This window comes from uncultured Pseudokineococcus sp. (genome assembly GCF_947499845.1).
GTDB lineage: Bacteria > Actinomycetota > Actinomycetes > Actinomycetales > Quadrisphaeraceae > Pseudokineococcus.
Genome location: NZ_CANMPM010000014.1, coordinates 1 through 16,927, shown reverse-complemented (window position 1 = coordinate 16,927; position 16,927 = coordinate 1). Strand labels below are relative to the sequence as shown.

Here is a 16,927-nt window from a genome sequence, read left to right as displayed (position 1 = left end):
CCAGGAGGACCCGTGCCCGAGCGGACACCCGCCACCGCGACCAGCGCCGGCTTCGCGGCGCCCGGGCTGCCCGTGGTCCCGACCCCGGACGACGGCGTCCGCCGCAGCGCCGAGCGGGTGTGGGACGAGGCGGCCCGCCCCCGCGGCCCCGAGCCGGACGCCGGGCGCACCTACACCGAGGACGAGGCCACGCAGGGGCGCCACCTCGTCGACGTCCACGACCACCTGCGCTCGGAGCTCGCCGAGCTCCACGACCTCGTGGACCAGGTGGCGGCGGGCTCCGTGCCGCCCGGCGTCGCGCGCAGCCACATCGCCACCATGACGCTGCGCCAGAACGCCTGGACGCTCGGCACGTACTGCCAGAGCTACTGCCGCGTGGTGACGACGCACCACACCATCGAGGACCAGTCGATGTTCCCGCGCCTGCGCGCGCAGGACCCGCGGCTCGGGCCGGTCGTGGACCGGCTCGAGGAGGAGCACCACGCCATCCACGACGTGCTCGAGCGGGTGGACCGGGCGCTCGTCGCGTCGGTCGCCGCGCCCGGCCCGGCTGGGGTCGCCGAGGTGCGCGCCGCCGTCGACCTGCTCTCCGACGTGCTCCTCAGCCACCTGGCCTACGAGGAGCGCGAGCTCGTCGAGCCGCTCGCGCGCCTCGGCTTCGTCTGAGGAGACCGGTCCGGCCAGCGGCCGGAGTGGAGCCGCACGAGCTCGCGACCGCCGCGGGCCGCGTCGCGTCCGAGCTCGCGCGCCGTGCCGCGCCAGAGGGGCGAGCGCAGCGGGCGCGGCAGGGCCTGCCGCCCGAGCGCGACGGCCCAGGCGAGGACGCCCGCCACGACGAGGACGGCGGCCAGCGCGCTCATCGCGGGCCCCCCGCCGAGCCGGTGGCGGCCGACGCGCGCAGCAGGGCGGCGGCGGGCTCGCGCAGGTCGGTCGCCAGGCCCGCCAGCCTCCCGGCGTCGACGGCGGGCGCACGGCCGGCGAGCAGCCGCAGCGCCCGGCCGGCGCGCCGCTGGAGGACGACGAGCGGCTCGCCCGCCACCGGGCCGAGCGGCGCCCCGGCCAGCGCCTCGAGCCGGGCGACGGCCCCTGCGAGCACCTCGGCGCCGAGGTGGCCCTCGGCGCCGGCGGCGGCGTCGGCGAGGTCGTCCAGGTCCTGCTGGCGGAGGGTGGGCGGCGCGCCCGTGGTCCCGCGGCCGGGGCCGGACGGGTGACCGGTCGTGAGCGGGCGGGAGCGGTCGAGGGGACGTGTCGGGCAGGGGGTCGTCGTCATGGCCGGCTCCGGGGGAGGGGCGCGTCGAGCGCCCGGTTGCTGGGTGGTGGGCTGCTGGGTGGTGGGCTGCTGGCTGGTGCGACGAGCCTCGCGGGCACGTCGGCGGACGACGAGTGGCAGGAACGACGCCGACCGATGACTTCCTGCCACGCTCGTGGCACCCTCGGACGATGAGCGGGACGCAGCCGTGCTGAGGGACGTCGTCGCCCTGGCCTACGACGGCGTGGGCACCTTCGGCCTGGGCGTCGCGTCGGAGGTGTTCGGGTTCGACCGCGGGTCGGAGGGGCTGCCGACGTACGACTTCGCCGTCGTCACCGAGCACCCGGGGCGGGTGCGCACCGACACGGGGCTCGAGGTGCACGTCGAGCACGGCCTCGAGCGGGCCGCTCGCGCCGACCTCGTCATCGCCCTCGGCTGGGAGCACGGCGACGTCGACCCGCCGGAGGCGTACGGGCAGGTGCTCCGGGACGCCGTCGCCCGGGGCGCCCGCGTCATGAGCCAGTGCACCGGGGCCTTCGTCGTCGCCGCGTCCGGCGTGGCCGACGGGCGGGTGCTCGCGACGCACTGGCGCTACGCGGACGCCCTCGCGCGCCGGTACCCGGCCGTGCGGGTCGACAGCGACGTGCTCTACGTCGACGACGACCCGCTCTTCTCCAGCGCCGGCTCGGCGGCCGGGATCGACACGTGCGTGCACCTCCTGCGGCGCGAGCACGGCGCCGCCGTGGCGGCGGCGGTGGCGCGCCGCCTCGTCGTGCCGCCCCACCGCGAGGGCGGCCAGGCGCAGTTCGTCGAGGGCCCGGCGCTGCCGCCGGACGACGGCCAGCGCCTCCGCGACGTCCTCGTGTGGGCCTCCGAGCGGCTCGACGAGCCCCTCCCGGTGGAGCGCCTCGCGGCCCGGGCGCTGCAGTCCCCGCGCAGCTTCGCCCGCCACTTCCGCGTGCTCACCGGGACGACGCCGCTCGCGTGGCTCCTCGCGCAGCGGGTGGCCCTCGCCCAGGAGCTCCTCGAGACGACCGACCTCCCCGTCGAGGAGGTGGCCCGCCGGTGCGGCTTCGGCGCGGCGACGACGCTGCGCCAGCACTTCACGCGGCGCCTCGGCACCTCGCCGCAGGCCTACCGGCGGACCTTCCGCGGGAGCGGCGAGACGGCGCTCGTCGGCGTGTGAGGCCTCGGCGGGGAGGGAGCGGGGTGGTGGGGTCGCAGCGGTGGACGCCGTCCGCCGCGCCGTGCGTCCACCGCTGCCCTCGTCGTCGCGCGCAGCGGCTCCCGGGGGCAGCGTGGTCCTATCCTGCGCCCCGTGGTGAGTCCTCCGCCGGCGCCCGCCTTCGCCCTGCGCGTCGACGACGACCTCGAGCTCGTCCTGCGCGAGGCGTGGACGGCGGTGCCGCTCGCCGAGGTGATCGGGGCGAACCTCGAGCACCTGCGGGCGTGGGAGCCGTGGGCGCAGGGCGAGCAGACCCTCGAGGGCCTCACCGCCTTCACGCGCGCCCAGCTCGCGGCGTGGCTCGAGGGCCGCGCCGTCCCGACCGCCGTGCGCTGGCGCGGTCGGCTCGTCGGGGCGGTGGGCGCCTCGGTCGACACGTGGACGGGGACGGCCGAGCTCGGGTACTGGGTGGCGGCCGACGCGCAGGGGCACGGCGTCGTGACCCGGTCCTGCCGGGCGCTCGTGGACCACCTCGTGCGCGACCGCGGCGTCGGCCGCGTGGAGGCGCGGTGCGTCGTCGCCAACACGCGCAGCCGCGCCGTCGCCGAGCGTCTCGGGCTGCGCCTCGACGGCGTGCTGCCGGCCGCGATGCCGCTGCGCGGGGGGCGCGAGGACGTCGCCCTGTACGGGCTCCCCGCCGACCTCTGGGGCGCCTGAGGGGCGCTCCCGGCCGGGACCGGCGCCGGTCGCCCTGCGCGCCAGCACCTCCCGGGCGACGGCGGCGCGCCCACCCGGACGGCCCCTCCGCCGCGGGGCCGGTCCGGTGGTCCCGCTGCTCCGATCGGGCGAGGAGACCCGTCCGCGGTGATCATCGCGGTGCGGCTGGCCGGGCCCCCGGCCGATGCCCGGGCCATGGACGACGCACGCCGGCCCGCGCCCCCCACGGGGCTCCCGCTCGCGACCAGCCGTCCCCCCGGCTCCTCCCCCGGCCGCCCCGAGGCGTCGGCGCCGAGGACCCCGGGGGAGACGAGCGCGGCGGCGTGGCGCTCCGCCGCGGGCGACCCCGAGCTCGCGGCGCTCGTCCGCGTGGCCGCCGCGGTGACCGGCGCGACGTCCGCGTCGGTCAACCTCCTCGACGGCAGCGAGCAGTGCGAGCTCGCCGCGCACGAGGCCGTCCTCGGCGTCACGCCGGTCGCCGACTCGATGTGCGTCGTCCGCATCGCCGAGAGGCGCACGGTGCACGTGCCCGACGCCGCGGCCGACCCCGACTACGCGGGCGTCCCGTGGGTCGACGGTCGCTGGGCCCGCGTCCGCCTCTACGCCTCGGTGCCGCTCGTCCCGACGGCCGGCGGCGCGCCGCTGGGCACGCTCTGCGTCTTCGACGACGAACCGCGGCACCTGACGGCCCCGCAGCTGGCGCGGCTCGAGGACCTCGCGCTCGCGGTGACGGCGCTGCTCGAGCGGCGCCGGGAGGCGCAGGTCAGCGCCCGCCTCGCGCAGGAGGCCGACGAGCAGCGCGACCTCGCCGAGCTCGTCATCGGCGAGCTCGCCGCGCGCAGCGAGGACATCGAGGAGCGCTCGGAGCTCATCGAGGCCGTCCTCGCCACGGTCGACGTCGCGGTCGTCGCCTGCGGCCCCGACGGGCGGCTCACCCTCTTCAACCGCACGGCGCGGCAGTGGCACGGGATGGACGTGGACACCGCCGTCGACCCTGAGCAGCTGGCCGACCGCTACGCGCTGTTCGAGGCCGACGGGACGACGCCGCTCGTCGCCGAGCGGATCCCCCTCGTGCGCGCCCTCCGCGAGGACGTCGAGGTGGCGGGCGCCGAGATCGTCATCGCCCCGGCGGGCCAGCCGGCGAGGACGGTCTCGGTGTCCGGGCGCGCGCTGCACCGCGCCGACGGGACGGCGCTGGGCGCCGTCGTCGTCATGGCCGACGTGACGGCCGACCGCGCCCGGCGGCGCCTCGTCGAGGAGGCGCACCAGCAGGTGCGCGAGCGCGGGGCGCTCCTCGAGCGCGAGGTCGCGAGCCGGCGCGCCGCCCAGGACCAGCTCGCCGCGGCCAACACCGAGCTCCAGCGGCTGCTGCTCGTCGACGGGCTCACCCGCCTCGCCAACCGCCCCTGCCTCGACGACCACCTCGCGCGCCAGTGGAGCGCGCACGCCCGGCGGGGGACTCCGCTGTCCGTCCTCATGGTCGACGTCGACCACTTCAAGACCTACAACGACACGCACGGCCACCTCGCCGGCGACGCGTGCCTGCGCCGCGTGGCCGACGTCCTCGCCGACGCCGCCGAGCGCGGGGGGGACCTCGTGGCCCGCTACGGCGGCGAGGAGTTCGCCGTCGTGCTCGACGACACCGACGCCGCGGGCGCGACCGTCGTGGCCCGGCGCCTCGTGGAGGCCGTCCGCGCCGCCCAGCTGCCGCACGGCGGCCCGGGCGCCGGGGGCCGCGTGACCATCAGCGTCGGGGCGGCGACGTGGCCCGGCGCAGGGCACCCGGGTGCGGGGGCGCGAACCCTCGGGCGCGGCGGGTCGGGCCTCGGCGCGGACCTGTCGGCCACCGCGCTGCTCGCCGCCGCGGACGCCGCGCTCTACGCCGCCAAGTCGGCGGGTCGCGACACCGCCCGGCACGCCGACGACCTCGTGCCCCCGCCCGTCCCGTCGACGTCCCTCTCGGCCGTGGCGACGGCGACGGCCACGGCGGGGCCGGCCGTGCGGCCCGCGGCCCGCGGCGCGCACCCGGCGGCGGCCCTGCCCGCGTCGGACGAGCCGCCCGCGTCCGGCGGCCGGCCCGCCGGCGGCCGCCCGTCCGTCCCCGGACCGCGACGGCGCTGAGGCGCCGGCGGCGCAGGAGGGCGCGCGCCGGCCGCCCCGGGCGACCGCCCCGCGGGGAGGTCGCCGGGGAAGCCGCTTGCTCCGGAGGTCGTCGCCACGGTCGACTGCTCCCGCGCGCGACGCTCGGGCGCAGGACGGGGACGACGTGAGGACGGTCGGGCGCGGGCTGCCCCGCGCGCTGGCGCCGCTGGGGGTGCCCGCCTACCGCTGGCTGGCGGGCGCCCTCGTGTGCGCCCTGGCGGCCGGCGGGCTGTGGACCCTCGCCGTCGTCTGGCAGGTCATCGCGCTCGGCGGCGGCGCCACGGCCGTCTCGGCGGTGAGCGCCGGCTTCGCCGTCGGCATGCTCGCCACCGCGCTGCTCGGCGGCGTCCTCGCGGACCGCGTGCCCCAGCGCCGCATCCTCCTCGCCGTCGCCGCGGCCGAGCTCGCCGCCACCGCGGCCACCGCCGCGCTCTCGCTCGCGGGGCTCGTGGAGGTGCCGCACCTCGTGGCCGCCTCGGTGGTCATCGGCGTCGGCCAGGGCCTGTACTACCCCGCCTACTCGGCGCTCCTGCCCTCGCTGCTGCCGGCCGAGCAGCTGCTCCCGGCCAACGGCCTCGAGGGCTTCCTGCGCCCGCTGCTCGTCAACGCCGGGGGGCCGGCGCTCGCGGGCGCCCTCGTGGCCGCCTTCGCGCCGTCGGCGGCCCTGCTGGCGGCGGCGGTCGCCTCGGCGGGGGCGGTCGGCCTCCTCCTCCGCCTGCCGAGCACGCCGCTGCGCCGCGACCTCGCCGCCGAGGCGTCGGCCTCGGGCCGGTCCGTCGAGACGGCGGCCTCCGGCCGCACGGCCGTACGAGCGGTGCTGGCCGACGTCGCCGAGGGCTTCGCCTACCTGCGGCGCACGCCGTGGCTGCTCTCGACCCTGCTCTTCGCCTGCGTCATGGTGCTGCTCGTCATCGGACCGCTGGAGGTGCTCACGCCCTTCGCCATCCGCGACCGCGCCGGCGGCGGGCCGCAGGACCACGCCCTCGTGCTGGCGGCCTTCGGCGTCGCGGGCGCGGTGGCCTCGCTCGTCGTCGCCTCGCGGCGCCTGCCGCGCCGGTACCTCAGCGTGATGATCCTGCTGTGGGGCGCCGGGTGCGCCCCGCTGGCCCTCTTCGGCGTCGCCACGAGCGTGGGGGTGATGGTCGTGGGCGCCGCCCTCGTCGGCGCGACGTTCCAGGCGGCCACCGTCATCTGGGGCACGCTGCTGCAGCGCCGCGTCCCGCCGTCCCTGCTGGGACGCGTCTCGAGCCTCGACTTCTTCGTGTCGCTGGCGCTCATGCCGGTCTCCATGGCCCTCGCCGGCCCGGTGAGCGCGGCGGTCGGCCTCACCCCCGTGTTCCTCGTGGCCGGCCTGGCCCCGACGGGGCTGGCCGTGGCGGCGATCGTCCTCGCCCGCCTGCGCGCCGACGAGCTCGCGCACCCGCTCGACGGCGCCCCGCCGGCCGCGGACGGCTCCGCGGTGCCCGCCCCCGGGGGTCTGGGCGCCGACCCGGTGCCGCCGACGGCCGGTGGGCGGGCGCCGCGGGGCGACGGCTGACCCGGGAGGACGACCCGTCCGACGCCGGTGACCCGTGCCCGGTCACGAGCACCCGTCACGAGCACCGGTCACGAGCGTCGCGCACGTCCGAGGCCGTCCCTCAGCTCTCGCCCCTCGCGCGCGCCGGCCGGGCGCGCAGGTGCGCGCGCTCGCCCTGCGGCCCCATGAGCCCGAGCGCCTCGCAGACGTCGTCACCCGCGTTCGCCATGGCGTGCGGCGTCCGGGTGTCGAACTCGGCCGCCTCGCCGGGCACGAGCACCATGTCGTGCAGCCCGAGCCGCAGGCGCAGCCGGCCGTCGAGGACGTAGAGCCACTCGTAGCCCTCGTGCGTGCGCTGCTCGGCCCCGACGCCGTAGCCCACCGGCAGCAGCAGCTTCATCGCCTGGATGCCCCCGGGGCGGCGCGTGAGGGGGACGACGGTCATGCCGCCGCGCTCGACGGGGCGGGCACGGACGCGGGGGTCACCCGTCTCGGGGGCGTCGACCAGGTCGTCCAGCGCCACCTGGTGCGCTCGCGCCAGCGGCAGGAGCAGCTCGAGCGTGGGCCGGCGCTGCCCCGCCTCGAGGCGCGAGAGCGTGCTGACGGAGATGCCCGTCTCCGCGGCCAGGTCCGCGAGCGTGCGGTCGCGGCGCTGGCGCAGGGCCCGCAGGCGGGGGCCCACGGCGTCGAGCACGGGGGAGAGGTCGTCGTCGGCCACACCCCGCATCTTGCCGTTCCGGCAAGGATCGTTGCCACCCGGCCCTCGCGCGCGCACGCTCTCCGGGACGCGGTCGGAGGACGGCCGCACGGACGCGAGGAGGACCTGTGAGCGGGACGAGCGACGTGGGCGGGCAGCCCGTGGGGGAGCGCGAGGACCTGCGCGAGCAGTACGACGTCGTCGTGGTCGGCGGCGGTGCGGCCGGCCTCGCGGGGGCGCTGACGACGGCGCGGGCGCTGCGCAGCACCCTCGTCGTCGACGCCGGCGAGCCGCGCAACGCGCCCGCCGACGGCGTGCACAACTACCTGGGCCGCGAGGGCACGGGCCCGCGCGAGCTCGTGGCCCTCGGCCGGGCCGAGGTCGAGGCGTACGGGGGCCAGGTGGTCCGGGGCACGGCCGCCACGGCCGAGCGCCTCGAGGACGGCGGCCCCGGCGCGCCGCGCTTCCGCGTCCGCCTGGAGGACGGGCGCAGCGTCCTCGCCCGCCGGCTGCTCGTGACGACGGGTGTGGAGGACGTCCTCCCCGACCTCCCGGGCCTCGCCGAGCGCTGGGGCCGCGACCTCCTGCACTGCCCGTTCTGCCACGGCCGGGAGGTCGCCGACCGCGTCGTCGGCGTCCTGTCCGTCAACGCGCACGGCCCCGACCAGGCGCTGATGTGGCGCGGGTGGAGCGAGCGGGTGGTGCTCCTGCAGCACACCGGCGCGGCGCCGTCCGCCGAGCAGGCCGAGAAGCTCGTCGCGCGGGGCGTGGAGGTCGTCGAGGGCGAGGTCGCGGCGCTGGACGTCGCGGACGACGCGCTCCGCGGCGTGCGCCTGGCGGACGGGCGCGCCGTCGCCGTCGACGCGCTGGTCACCGTGTCGCTGGCCGTCGCCCGCGGCGGGCTCCTCGCCGACCTCGGCGTGGCCACCGCCGAGCTCGCCATGGGGGAGCTCGTGCTCGGCGAGCACGTGCCGGCCGACCCGACGGGCGCCACGTCCGTGCCCGGCGTCTGGGTGGCGGGCAACGTCACCGCGCCCATGGCGCCGGTGCTCACCGCCGCGAGCGCCGGCATGACCGCGGGATCGATGATCACCAAGGACCTCGTCGACGACGACACGGCCGTCGCGGTCGCCGCCCACCGCGGCGCCCTCGGGGCCGGCCGCGAGAGGGTGCCGGCGTGAGCGCGCGTGAGCAGGACCAGCAGCACGGGCAGCACGGGCACGGCCACGACGAGGGGCATCGCGCGGCCGGCACCACCGACGCCGGCCGCGCCGTCCTCGAGGACGACGCGCTCGGCGTCGAGGAGCGGTGGGAGGGCTTCTACGTCGCCCGGGGCCGCATCTGGAGCGGTCGGCCCAACGCCCTGCTCGTCGAGGTGGCGGAGCCGCTGGCGCCCGGGCGGGCGCTCGACCTCGGGTGCGGGGAGGGCGGCGACTCGGTGTGGCTGGCCGCGCGCGGCTGGGCGGTGGTGTCGGTCGACGTCGCGCCGACGGCGCTCGCCCGCACCCGCGAGGCGGCCGCGGCGGCCGGCGTCGCGGTCACCACGGAGCAGCACGACCTCGAGCGCTCGCTGCCCGAGGGGCCCTTCGACCTCGTGAGCGCCTTCTTCCTCCAGTCGCCGGTGGACTGGGACCGGGCCGCCGTCCTCCGCCGGGCGGCTGGCCTCCTGGCGCCGGGGGGCCACCTCGTCCTCGTCGACCACGGCTCGGCGCCGTCGTGGAGCTGGCACGGCGGCCACGACTTCCCGACGGCGCAGGAGCTGCTCGACGGGCTCGCCCTGCCGCCGGAGCACTTCGAGGCCGTGCGCGTCGACGCCCCGGTGCGGGAGGCGACCGGCCCCGAGGGGCAGGTCGGCGAGGTCGTCGACACGCTCGTCGTCGTCCGCCGGCGCGGCTGAGGCCGCCGACCGGGGACGCGCAGCCGTGCGGGAGAGGAGGATCCGCACGGCTCCGCGTCCCCGGTCGCCGGGCTGCGAGGGCCGGTGCCCGCGGCCACGATGGGGCGCGTGACCTCCACCGCCCCGGCCGTCGAGGTCGTCGACCTCGTCAAGCGCTACCCGAAGCGCGGCAGCAACGCCGTCGACGGCGTGAGCTTCGCGGTCCGCCGCGGCGAGGTCTTCGGCCTCCTCGGCCCCAACGGGGCGGGCAAGACGACGACCGTCGGCGTCCTCACCACGCGCGTGCGCGCCACGAGCGGCCGCGCCGTCGTGGCGGGCGCCGACGTCGCCGCGGACCCGCCCGCGGCCCGGGCGCGGCTCGCCGTCGTGCCGCAGCGGCCCAACCTCGACCAGTCGCTGACGGCCCGGCAGAACCTCCTCTTCCACGCGGCCTACCACGGCGTCGGGAAGGGCGAGCGGGTCCGGCGGGCGGACGACCTGCTGGAGCGCTTCGGGCTCGGGGAGCGCGCGGACTCGAAGGTGGACGAGGTGTCCGGGGGCCAGGCGCAGCGGTTGATGATCGCCCGGGCGCTCATGCACGACCCGCAGGTCCTCTTCCTCGACGAGCCCAGCACCGGCCTCGACCCGCAGGCCCGGCTCTTCGTGTGGGAGCGGGTGCGCGACCTCCGCGAGCGCGGAACCACCGTCCTGCTGACGACGCACGACATGGACGAGGCGCAGGAGCTGTGCGACCGCGTCGGCATCGTCGACCACGGGCGCCTGCTCGACCTCGACACCCCGGCGGCGCTCGTCGCGCGGCACAGCGACGGCGGCACCGTCGAGGTCGTCGTCACGCCCCCCGAGGGGGTGGACGACGTCGCGGGAGCGGTGCGGCAGGCCCTCGAGAGGGTCGACGGCGTCCGCGGGACCGACGAGATGCCCGCGGAGCGACCGGCGGCGCGCGTGCGGGCCACCGTGGCGGGCGACCCCGCGGCCCTGCTCGCGCCCGTGGCCGAGGCCGTGGCGTCGACCGGCGCCGTCGTCACCGACGTCCGGCTCGGCCGGCCCGACCTCGAGGACGTCTTCATCAGCCTGACCGGAAGGGAGCTGCGGTGAGCAGCACGACGAGCGACGGCCTCCGCGCCGACGAGGGCGGCGCGCAGCGGCGCCCGGACGGCGACGGCGCGCGGCGGTCGGTCGGCCACCTCGCCCCGGCGCTGGCGATCCTGCGCCGCGACCTCTTCGTCACGTGGCGCGAGCTGCCCGCCTTCCTCGCGCAGGTGCTGCTGCAGCCGGTCTTCCTGCTCTTCGTCTTCGGCCAGGTGCTCGGCTCGCTGGGCTTCCTGCAGGAGGGCTACGCCGCGCTGCTCTTCCCGGGCATCGTCGCGCTGACGGCCTTCCTCACCGCGCTGCAGAACACGGCGCTCCCGCTCGTCATCGACTTCTCCTTCAGCAAGGAGATCGAGGACCGGCTGCTCGCGCCGACGCCGACGACCGCCGTCGCGCTCGAGAAGATCGTCTTCTCGTCGCTGCGCGCCCTCGTCGCCTCGGCGGCGATGTTCCCGCTCGGCGTCTGGATCCTCGGCGACATCCCCTGGCGCACCGAGGCGCTCGGCTGGGTGGTCCTCTTCGTCGTCCTCGGGTCGCTCACGGGGGCCGCGGCCGGCCTCCCCCTCGGCACGCTCGTGCCGCCGAGCAAGATCAACATCGTCTTCGCGCTCGTCCTGACGCCGCTGCTCTTCACCGGCGCCTCGCAGTACCCGTGGGCCTCGCTCGACGTGCTGCGCTGGTTCCAGGTCGTCACGGCCTTCAACCCGCTGACCTACGTCTCCGAGGGGCTGCGGGGCTCGCTGCTGCCGTCGACGCCGCACATCCCCGCCTGGGTGTGCGCGCTGGCCCTCGTCGGCTTCCTCGCGCTGTTCACGGCGACGGGGCTCAAGGGCTTCCTGCGCCGCGCGCTCGACTGACCCCTCGACCCGGGCAGGGGCCGAGGTGGGGACCGGGGCCGACGCGCCGCGACGTCAGGCGAGCGGCCGCTCCTCCCAGGGCAGGCCCCGGCGCTCGGCCGTGGTGCGCAGGTGCTCGAGCACGAGGCGCGACCCCGGCGGCCACGCCCGCGCGGGGCGCACGTCGACGACGACGCCGCCGCGCGCCAGGGCGAGCCGGATGCTCCGCACGCACGCGGCCATCGCGGGGCCCCGCCCCTCCGGCGGCAGGTGCACGCGGACCGGCGGGGCCTCCGTCGTCCGGCTCGGGGCTGCTGCGCGCACGGCGTCCTCCGGGTGCCTCGTCGGGGCGCGGGCCCCTCGCCCGCGCAGGACCCATCCGACCGCGCGCGGCCGCCCGGCGTCGTCATCCCCCGGTACGGCTCTGCACGTCCCCCTCGGGGAGGACGCCGCCGGGCGAGCCGGCGACGACTCGCCCTCGTGAGGGGGTCGGGGAGGGCGAGCCGGCGACGACTCGCCCTCGTGAGGGGGCCGCGGAGGGCGAGCCGGCGACGACTCGCCCTCGGGAGGGGGCCGGTGGGGGCAGGCTGGGGGCGTGCGCCCCTTCACCCAGGTCGACGTCTTCACCGACGAGCCCGCGCCCGGGCTCGGCAACCCCGTCGCCGTCGTCCACGACGCCGCGGGCCTCGACGACGCGGCGATGCAGCGCTTCGCGCGGTGGACCAACCTCTCCGAGACGACCTTCCTCCTCCCGCCGGAGGACCCGTCCGCCGACTACCGGCTGCGGATCTTCACCGCCGCGCGCGAGCTGCCGTTCGCCGGCCACCCGACGCTCGGCTCCGCGCGCGCCTGGCTCGAGGCGGGCGGGCGGCCGCGCGGCGAGCACGTCGTGCAGGAGTGCGGCGCCGGCCTCGTCCGGGTGCGGCGCGACCCCGACGTCGCCGGGCGGCTGGCCTTCGCCGCCCCACCGCTCGTGCGCAGCGGTCCTGTGGACGCTGACCTGCTGGACCGGCTCCACCGCGGCCTCGGCCTGTCGGCGGACGACGTCGTGGACGCCGCCTGGACCGACAACGGCCCCGGCTGGGTGTCGCTGCTCCTGCGCGACGCCGACGCCGTCCTCGCGGTGCGGCCCGACTGGTCGGCCCTCGACGGCCTCGACGTCGGCCTCGTCGGCCCCCACCCCGACGGCGGTCCGGCGACCGTCGAGGTCCGCGCCTTCGCGATGGCGTCCGTCGCCGCGGAGGACCCGGTGACGGGCAGCCTCAACGCCGGCCTGGCGCAGTGGCTCCAGGCGAGCGGCCGGGTGCCGGCGGCCTACACCGCCGCGCAGGGCACGGCGCTGGGGCGCCGAGGCCGGGTCCACGTGCAGCGCGTGGGCGAGGACGTGTGGGTCGGCGGCGGCACGGTCGTGGGCGTCAGCGGGCGCGTGCTCGTCTGAGGGCCCGTGCCAGCGGTCCGGCCCGGTCTCTCCGGTCCGGTCTCCCGGCCCGCAGATGCGGCCCGATGCTCTGGCCCGGCGCACCGCCGGTGCCAGGAGCGGGCCCCCGTCCGAGGGCCGGGGCACCTGCGGGGGTCCGAGGGCTCAAGGTCGGTGCCCGACGTGCCGAGGAGGTCCCGTGCGCCCCATCAGCCCCGCCTCCGTGTGGGACGCGCGGCGCCTCGTCCGGGCGGTGGCCGCCGTGGCCGCCGTGGGCGTCGTCGCGCTGCTGTCGGTGCTCGCCGCGGCGGGGTGGGGGCTCGCCGGCTCCGTCGCCTACTCCGTCCTCGCGGTCGTCGGCCTCGTCGTGCTCGCGGCCTCCGCGCGGCGCCAGCCGGCGGGCCGGGCGCCGTGGGTCCTGCTGGCCGTGGGGGCGGCCGTCCTCGTCTCGGGCCAGCTCTCGCTCATGTGGCTCGTCGACGACTACGCCCCCGAGCGCACCCCCGAGGTGTGGCTGAGCGGCCTGGCGGAGCGTCCCGGCGCCTTCGCCGTCGGCCTCGTCGGCTACCCGCTGCTGCTCGCCGGCCAGCTCGTGCTGCTGCGCCAGCGGGTGAGCCGGATCCTGCCGAGCTCGTGGCTCGACGTGCTCGCGGCCGCCTCCCTCCTGGCGGCGGCCAGCTGGGCGTTCCTCGTCCCCGCCGCGGGGCGCACCCTGGGCCTGGAGCCGCTCGGCGCCGTGCTGCTCACGGCGCGCCCGCTGCTCGACCTCCTCCTGGTCGCCCTCGCCGCCTCCACGTGGGGGCTCTCCGGCTGGAGGGCGGACCCGCGGCTGCCGATGCTGGTGCTCGCCTTCGCCGTCCTGGCCGCCAGCGACGCCGCGGGCGCGCTGCACGTGGCGGGCGTCGTCGGCGGGCCGGTCGTCGGGGCGGGCGTCGACGTCGGACGGCTCGTCGCCCTCGGCGTCGCCGCCGCGGCCGCGGCCACCCGGCCGGGCCGACCCACGGGCGCCCGCGTCGACACCCTCGGCGCGGTCGTCACCTCGGTGCTCGCGCTCGTCCTCTGCGTCGCCCTCCTGGCGCTCGACCAGGTGCGGCCCCTGCGGCCGACGGCCGTCGGCCTCGTGCTGCTGACCCTCCTGCTCGTGGGGGCCAAGCTCCTCGTGGTCATCCGCGAGGTCGTGCGGCTCGCGGGCAGCCGCCAGCAGGCGCTCACCGACGACCTCACCGGTCTGGCGAACCGCCGCGCCTTCGACGGGGCGCTGGCCGCCGCCGGGGACGGCCGGCGGGCGGGCCTGCTGCTCGTGGACCTGGACCGGTTCAAGGAGGTCAACGACCGCCACGGCCACGCGGCGGGTGACGCGCTGCTGCGCCGCACGTCGACGGCGCTGCGGGACGTGGTGCCCCGCGCGGCCCTCGTGGCGCGCCTCGGCGGTGACGAGTTCGCCGTCCTGCTGCCCGGCGCGGACGTCGGCGCGGCCTCCGAGGCCGCGCGCGCGGTCGTCGCCGCGGTGGGAGCGGCGTCGGTCTCCGGGGCAGGACCGGACGCGGGAGGGCCGGCCGTCGGCGCCAGCGTCGGCGTGGCGACGACGCCCGACGCGAGCGGGCGGTCCGTCGCGGCCGAGGAGCTGCTGCGCCGCGCGGACGCCGCGATGTTCGTCGCCAAGCGCGCGGGCCGGGGGGACGCCCCCGACGGCGGGGGGCCCCGGGACGGCGCCAGGGGCGCGTGGGGGGTCTACGACGAGGCCGCCGACGCCGAGCGCCGCGAGCGCCGGGAGACCCTCGAGGGCCTGCGCGCGGTGCTGTCGGGCGCGGCGGGCGCCGGGGAGCTCGTGGTGCACTACCAGCCGCAGGTGGCGGCGTCCGGCGTCGTCGTGGGCGCCGAGGCGCTGGTGCGCTGGCGGCACCCCGACCGGGGCCTGCTGGCGCCGGCGGCCTTCCTCGACCTCGCCGAGGAGCACCGCCTTATGGGCGCTCTCACGGCGCGCGTGCTCCGCCGCGCGGCCGCGGACGCGGCCGGGTGGGCGCGGCGGGGCCACCGCCTGCGGGTCTCCGTCAACGTCTCGACGAGCGTCCTCGTCGACCCCGGCCTCATGCCCCTCGTCGAGGAGGTGCTGGCCCGCACCCCGCTCGCGGCGTCCGACCTCGTGCTCGAGATCACCGAGACGATGCTCATGCGGGACCCGGAGCGGGCCCTGCCGACGGCCCGCCGCCTCGCCGAGCGGGGCGTCGGGCTGAGCATCGACGACTACGGCACCGGCTACGCGTCCATGGGCTACCTCGACGACCTGCCGGCCACCGAGCTCAAGCTCGACCGCGCCTTCACCGCCCGCCTCGGCCGGCGGGAGCGGACCGCCGCCATCGTGCGCACGACCGTCGACCTCGCCCACCGGCTCGGCCTGCGCCTGGTCGCCGAGGGCGTCGAGGACGACGCGACGCTCCGGGCGCTCCACGACCTCGGCGTCGACGAGACGCAGGGCTACCTCCACAGCCGCCCCCTCGACGCCGCCGCCTTCGGCTGCTGGCTCGACGAGCGCACGACCTCCGCGCCGGGCCCGTCGTCCAGGAGCACGGACGACGCCGTCGCGCTCGGCGCCGCTCAGACCTCGAGCCGGTAGCCCACGCCCGGCTCGGTGAGCAGGTGCCGCGGCCGGCTCGGGTCCCGCTCGAGCTTGCGGCGCAGCTGCGCGACGTAGACCCGCAGGTAGTGCCCGTCGCCCCGCAGGTGCGGGCCGCGGAGCTCGGCGAGCAGCAGCTGCTGGGGGACGACGCGGCCCGGCGCGCGGGCCAGCAGCTCGAGCAGGTGCCACTCCGTGGGCGTCAGGCGCACGGGCGCCCCGTCGCGCAGGACGAGCCGTCGGGCGAGGTCGACGTCGAAGGAGGCCGTGCGCACCACCGGCTCGGCGACCTCCGACGGGCCGCGGCGCACGGCGGCGCGCAGCCGGGCGAGCAGCACGTCCATCCCGAAGGGCTTGGTGACGACGTCGTCGGCGCCGGCGTCGAGCGCCTCGACGGCGTCGTCGCCCGTCGAGCGCGCGGTGAGCACGAGGACGGGCACGGCCGACCAGCCCCGCACGGCGGCGAGCACGTCGAGGCCGTCCATGTCCGGCAGGCCGAGGTCGAGGACGACGACGTCCGGGTGCGCGGTAGCCGCCGCGGCCACGCCCTCCGCGCCCGTCGCCGCCGTCACGACCTCGTACCCCGACGCCCGCAGGGTGATGGCCAGGGCGCGCGCGAGGGCGCGGTCGTCCTCGACGACGAGCGCGCGCGTCACGGGGCGCTCCCCGCGGGCGCACGGGCCTCGTCGACCGTCGCAGCGTCGGCGGCGGGGCCCGGCGCGGCCGTGGTCAGGGGCAGCCGGAGCACGACGGTGAGGCCGCCGCCGGGCGTGCCCTCGGCCTCGAGGGTGCCGTCGTGGGCCTCGACGAACCCGCGGGCGACGGCGAGCCCGAGCCCGCTGCCCTCCTCGCTGCGGCTGTCGTCGAGGCGGTGGAAGGCGGTGAAGACGGCGTCCACCTGGTCCTCCGGCACGCCGGGGCCGCGGTCGACGACGCGGACGACGAGGTGCCCGCCCGCCCGCCCGGCGGTGACGACGACCGGCGCGGACGACGGCGCGTGCCGGACGGCGTTCTCGAGCACGTTGCCGAGGGCGCGCACGAGGAGGCCCGCGTCGACGTCGAGCAGCGGCAGGTCCTCGGGCACGTCGAGCCGGATCCCGCTCCGCGGGCAGGCCGGAGGCGGCGCGGGGCACGAGCTCGTCGAGCGCCGTCGGCCGTCGTCGCAGCGCCAGCGCGCCGGCGTCGAGGCGGCTCATGTCGAGCAGGTCGTCGACGAGCTGCTGCAGCCGGTCGGCGGAGGCCTCGACGTCGGCGAGCAGCGCCGCCTGGTCCTCGGGGCCGAGCTCGACGTCCTCCAGGCGCAGGGCGCTGACCCCCGCCTTGACCCCGGCGAGGGGCGTCCGCAGGTCGTGGGAGACGGCGGCGAGCAGGGCGGTGCGCACCTTCGTCAGCTCCCGCTCGCGCCGGGTCTGGCGCGCGCTCTCGCGCAGGCGGTCCCGCTCGACGACGGTGCCGACCTGGACGGCGACGGCCGTGACGACCCGGGCGTCCTCGCCGCGCAGCGCGGGCCCGCTGAGCCCTGATCCACCGGTGGTGGGCGGCGTGGCGGGGGTGATGTAGGCCGGGGTGCCCCGGTGACCAGGAAGGA

The 16,927-nt window shown here is 78.5% G+C and carries 17 protein-coding genes and 1 pseudogene; 11 read left to right on the top strand and 7 right to left on the bottom strand.

The genetic code is table 11. From position 1 onward, the window contains the following. Positions 1-12: 12 nt before the first annotated feature. Positions 13-666: a hemerythrin domain-containing protein gene (locus Q0789_RS12735; protein WP_298805771.1), complete on the top strand. Its 654-nt coding sequence runs from the start codon at positions 13-15 to the stop codon at positions 664-666. Here the strand turns inward: Q0789_RS12735 and Q0789_RS12730 are convergent. Further along, positions 615-860: a hypothetical protein gene (locus Q0789_RS12730; protein ID WP_298805769.1), complete on the bottom strand. Its 246-nt coding sequence runs from the start codon at positions 858-860 to the stop codon at positions 615-617. The genes Q0789_RS12735 and Q0789_RS12730 overlap by 52 nt on opposite strands. Then, complete coding sequence (locus Q0789_RS12725; protein WP_298805767.1) at positions 857-1,270, bottom strand: hypothetical protein; 414 nt, start codon at positions 1,268-1,270, stop codon at positions 857-859. The genes Q0789_RS12730 and Q0789_RS12725 overlap by 4 nt, the downstream gene beginning before the upstream one ends. A 187-nt stretch (positions 1,271-1,457) precedes the next feature. Here Q0789_RS12725 and Q0789_RS12720 point away from each other — a divergent pair, with 187 nt between their 5' ends. The 4 genes from Q0789_RS12720 (at position 1,458) to Q0789_RS12705 (ending at position 6,810) form a co-directional block, all read left to right on the top strand. Beyond that, complete coding sequence (locus tag Q0789_RS12720) at positions 1,458-2,435, top strand: helix-turn-helix domain-containing protein (RefSeq protein ID WP_298805765.1); 978 nt, start codon at positions 1,458-1,460, stop codon at positions 2,433-2,435. 132 nt (positions 2,436-2,567) lie between these two features. Next, positions 2,568-3,131, top strand: a complete 564-nt coding sequence (locus tag Q0789_RS12715; RefSeq protein ID WP_298805763.1) for a GNAT family protein — start codon at positions 2,568-2,570, stop codon at positions 3,129-3,131. 195 nt (positions 3,132-3,326) lie between these two features. Next, positions 3,327-5,252, top strand: coding sequence for a diguanylate cyclase (locus Q0789_RS12710; RefSeq protein WP_298805761.1), 1,926 nt, complete (start codon positions 3,327-3,329; stop codon positions 5,250-5,252). A 145-nt stretch (positions 5,253-5,397) separates the two neighbouring features. After that, the gene (locus Q0789_RS12705; RefSeq protein WP_298805759.1) at positions 5,398-6,810 is read left to right on the top strand and encodes an MFS transporter; all 1,413 of its coding nucleotides are present in this window, start codon (positions 5,398-5,400) and stop codon (positions 6,808-6,810) included. A gap of 100 nt (positions 6,811-6,910) precedes the next feature. Here Q0789_RS12705 and Q0789_RS12700 read toward each other — a convergent pair whose 3' ends face one another. Beyond that, positions 6,911-7,516, bottom strand: coding sequence for an XRE family transcriptional regulator (locus Q0789_RS12700; protein WP_366917732.1), 606 nt, complete (start codon positions 7,514-7,516; stop codon positions 6,911-6,913). A gap of 98 nt (positions 7,517-7,614) precedes the next feature. Here Q0789_RS12700 and Q0789_RS12695 point away from each other — a divergent pair, with 98 nt between their 5' ends. The 4 genes from Q0789_RS12695 (at position 7,615) to Q0789_RS12680 (ending at position 11,329) form a co-directional block, all read left to right on the top strand. Beyond that, positions 7,615-8,667 carry an NAD(P)/FAD-dependent oxidoreductase gene (locus Q0789_RS12695; protein ID WP_298805755.1) on the top strand — a complete coding sequence of 351 codons (1,053 nt, stop codon included), beginning with the start codon at positions 7,615-7,617 and terminating at the stop codon, positions 8,665-8,667. Then, positions 8,664-9,383, top strand: coding sequence for a methyltransferase domain-containing protein (locus Q0789_RS12690; protein WP_298805753.1), 720 nt, complete (start codon positions 8,664-8,666; stop codon positions 9,381-9,383). The genes Q0789_RS12695 and Q0789_RS12690 overlap by 4 nt, the downstream gene beginning before the upstream one ends. A gap of 108 nt (positions 9,384-9,491) precedes the next feature. Further along, positions 9,492-10,478, top strand: a complete 987-nt coding sequence (locus Q0789_RS12685; RefSeq protein WP_298805750.1) for an ABC transporter ATP-binding protein — start codon at positions 9,492-9,494, stop codon at positions 10,476-10,478. A 101-nt stretch (positions 10,479-10,579) separates the two neighbouring features. Next, on the top strand, positions 10,580-11,329 hold the full coding sequence (locus Q0789_RS12680; protein WP_366917734.1) for an ABC transporter permease: 750 nt from the start codon (positions 10,580-10,582) through the stop codon (positions 11,327-11,329). 54 nt (positions 11,330-11,383) lie between these two features. Here Q0789_RS12680 and Q0789_RS12675 read toward each other — a convergent pair whose 3' ends face one another. Beyond that, a complete protein-coding gene (locus Q0789_RS12675) occupies positions 11,384-11,632 on the bottom strand; it encodes a hypothetical protein (protein ID WP_298805746.1) in 249 nt (82 codons plus the stop codon). 271 nt (positions 11,633-11,903) lie between these two features. Here Q0789_RS12675 and Q0789_RS12670 point away from each other — a divergent pair, with 271 nt between their 5' ends. Both Q0789_RS12670 and Q0789_RS12665 read left to right on the top strand, forming a co-directional pair. Further along, the gene (locus Q0789_RS12670; protein ID WP_298805744.1) at positions 11,904-12,746 is read left to right on the top strand and encodes a PhzF family phenazine biosynthesis protein; all 843 of its coding nucleotides are present in this window, start codon (positions 11,904-11,906) and stop codon (positions 12,744-12,746) included. 178 nt (positions 12,747-12,924) lie between these two features. After that, the gene (locus Q0789_RS12665; RefSeq protein WP_298805742.1) at positions 12,925-15,339 is read left to right on the top strand and encodes a bifunctional diguanylate cyclase/phosphodiesterase; all 2,415 of its coding nucleotides are present in this window, start codon (positions 12,925-12,927) and stop codon (positions 15,337-15,339) included. On the opposite strand, the gene Q0789_RS12660 is transcribed toward Q0789_RS12665, so the two are convergent. The 3 genes and pseudogenes from Q0789_RS12660 to Q0789_RS16750 all read right to left on the bottom strand — a co-directional run. Beyond that, complete coding sequence (locus Q0789_RS12660) at positions 15,321-15,995, bottom strand: response regulator (RefSeq protein WP_298805740.1); 675 nt, start codon at positions 15,993-15,995, stop codon at positions 15,321-15,323. The two genes, Q0789_RS12665 and Q0789_RS12660, sit on opposite strands and share 19 nt — an antisense overlap. Then, positions 15,992-16,423: an ATP-binding protein gene (locus Q0789_RS12655; RefSeq protein ID WP_298805739.1), complete on the bottom strand. Its 432-nt coding sequence runs from the start codon at positions 16,421-16,423 to the stop codon at positions 15,992-15,994. Before Q0789_RS12655 ends, Q0789_RS12660 begins: the two co-directional genes overlap by 4 nt. A gap of 103 nt (positions 16,424-16,526) precedes the next feature. Then, positions 16,527-16,721: pseudogene (locus Q0789_RS16750) on the bottom strand (histidine kinase dimerization/phospho-acceptor domain-containing protein); the annotation flags it as partial. Between the last annotated feature and the right edge of the window lie 206 nt (positions 16,722-16,927).

Coding starts and splice junctions, on each gene's coding strand:
- Q0789_RS12730 (WP_298805769.1), bottom strand. CDS start 860: ATGAGCGCGCTGGCCGCCGTCCTCGTCGTGGCGGGCGTCCTCGCCTGG.
- Q0789_RS12725 (WP_298805767.1), bottom strand. CDS start 1,270: ATGACGACGACCCCCTGCCCGACACGTCCCCTCGACCGCTCCCGCCCG.
- Q0789_RS12710 (WP_298805761.1), top strand. CDS start 3,327: ATGGACGACGCACGCCGGCCCGCGCCCCCCACGGGGCTCCCGCTCGCG.
- Q0789_RS12700 (WP_366917732.1), bottom strand. CDS start 7,516: ATGCGGGGTGTGGCCGACGACGACCTCTCCCCCGTGCTCGACGCCGTG.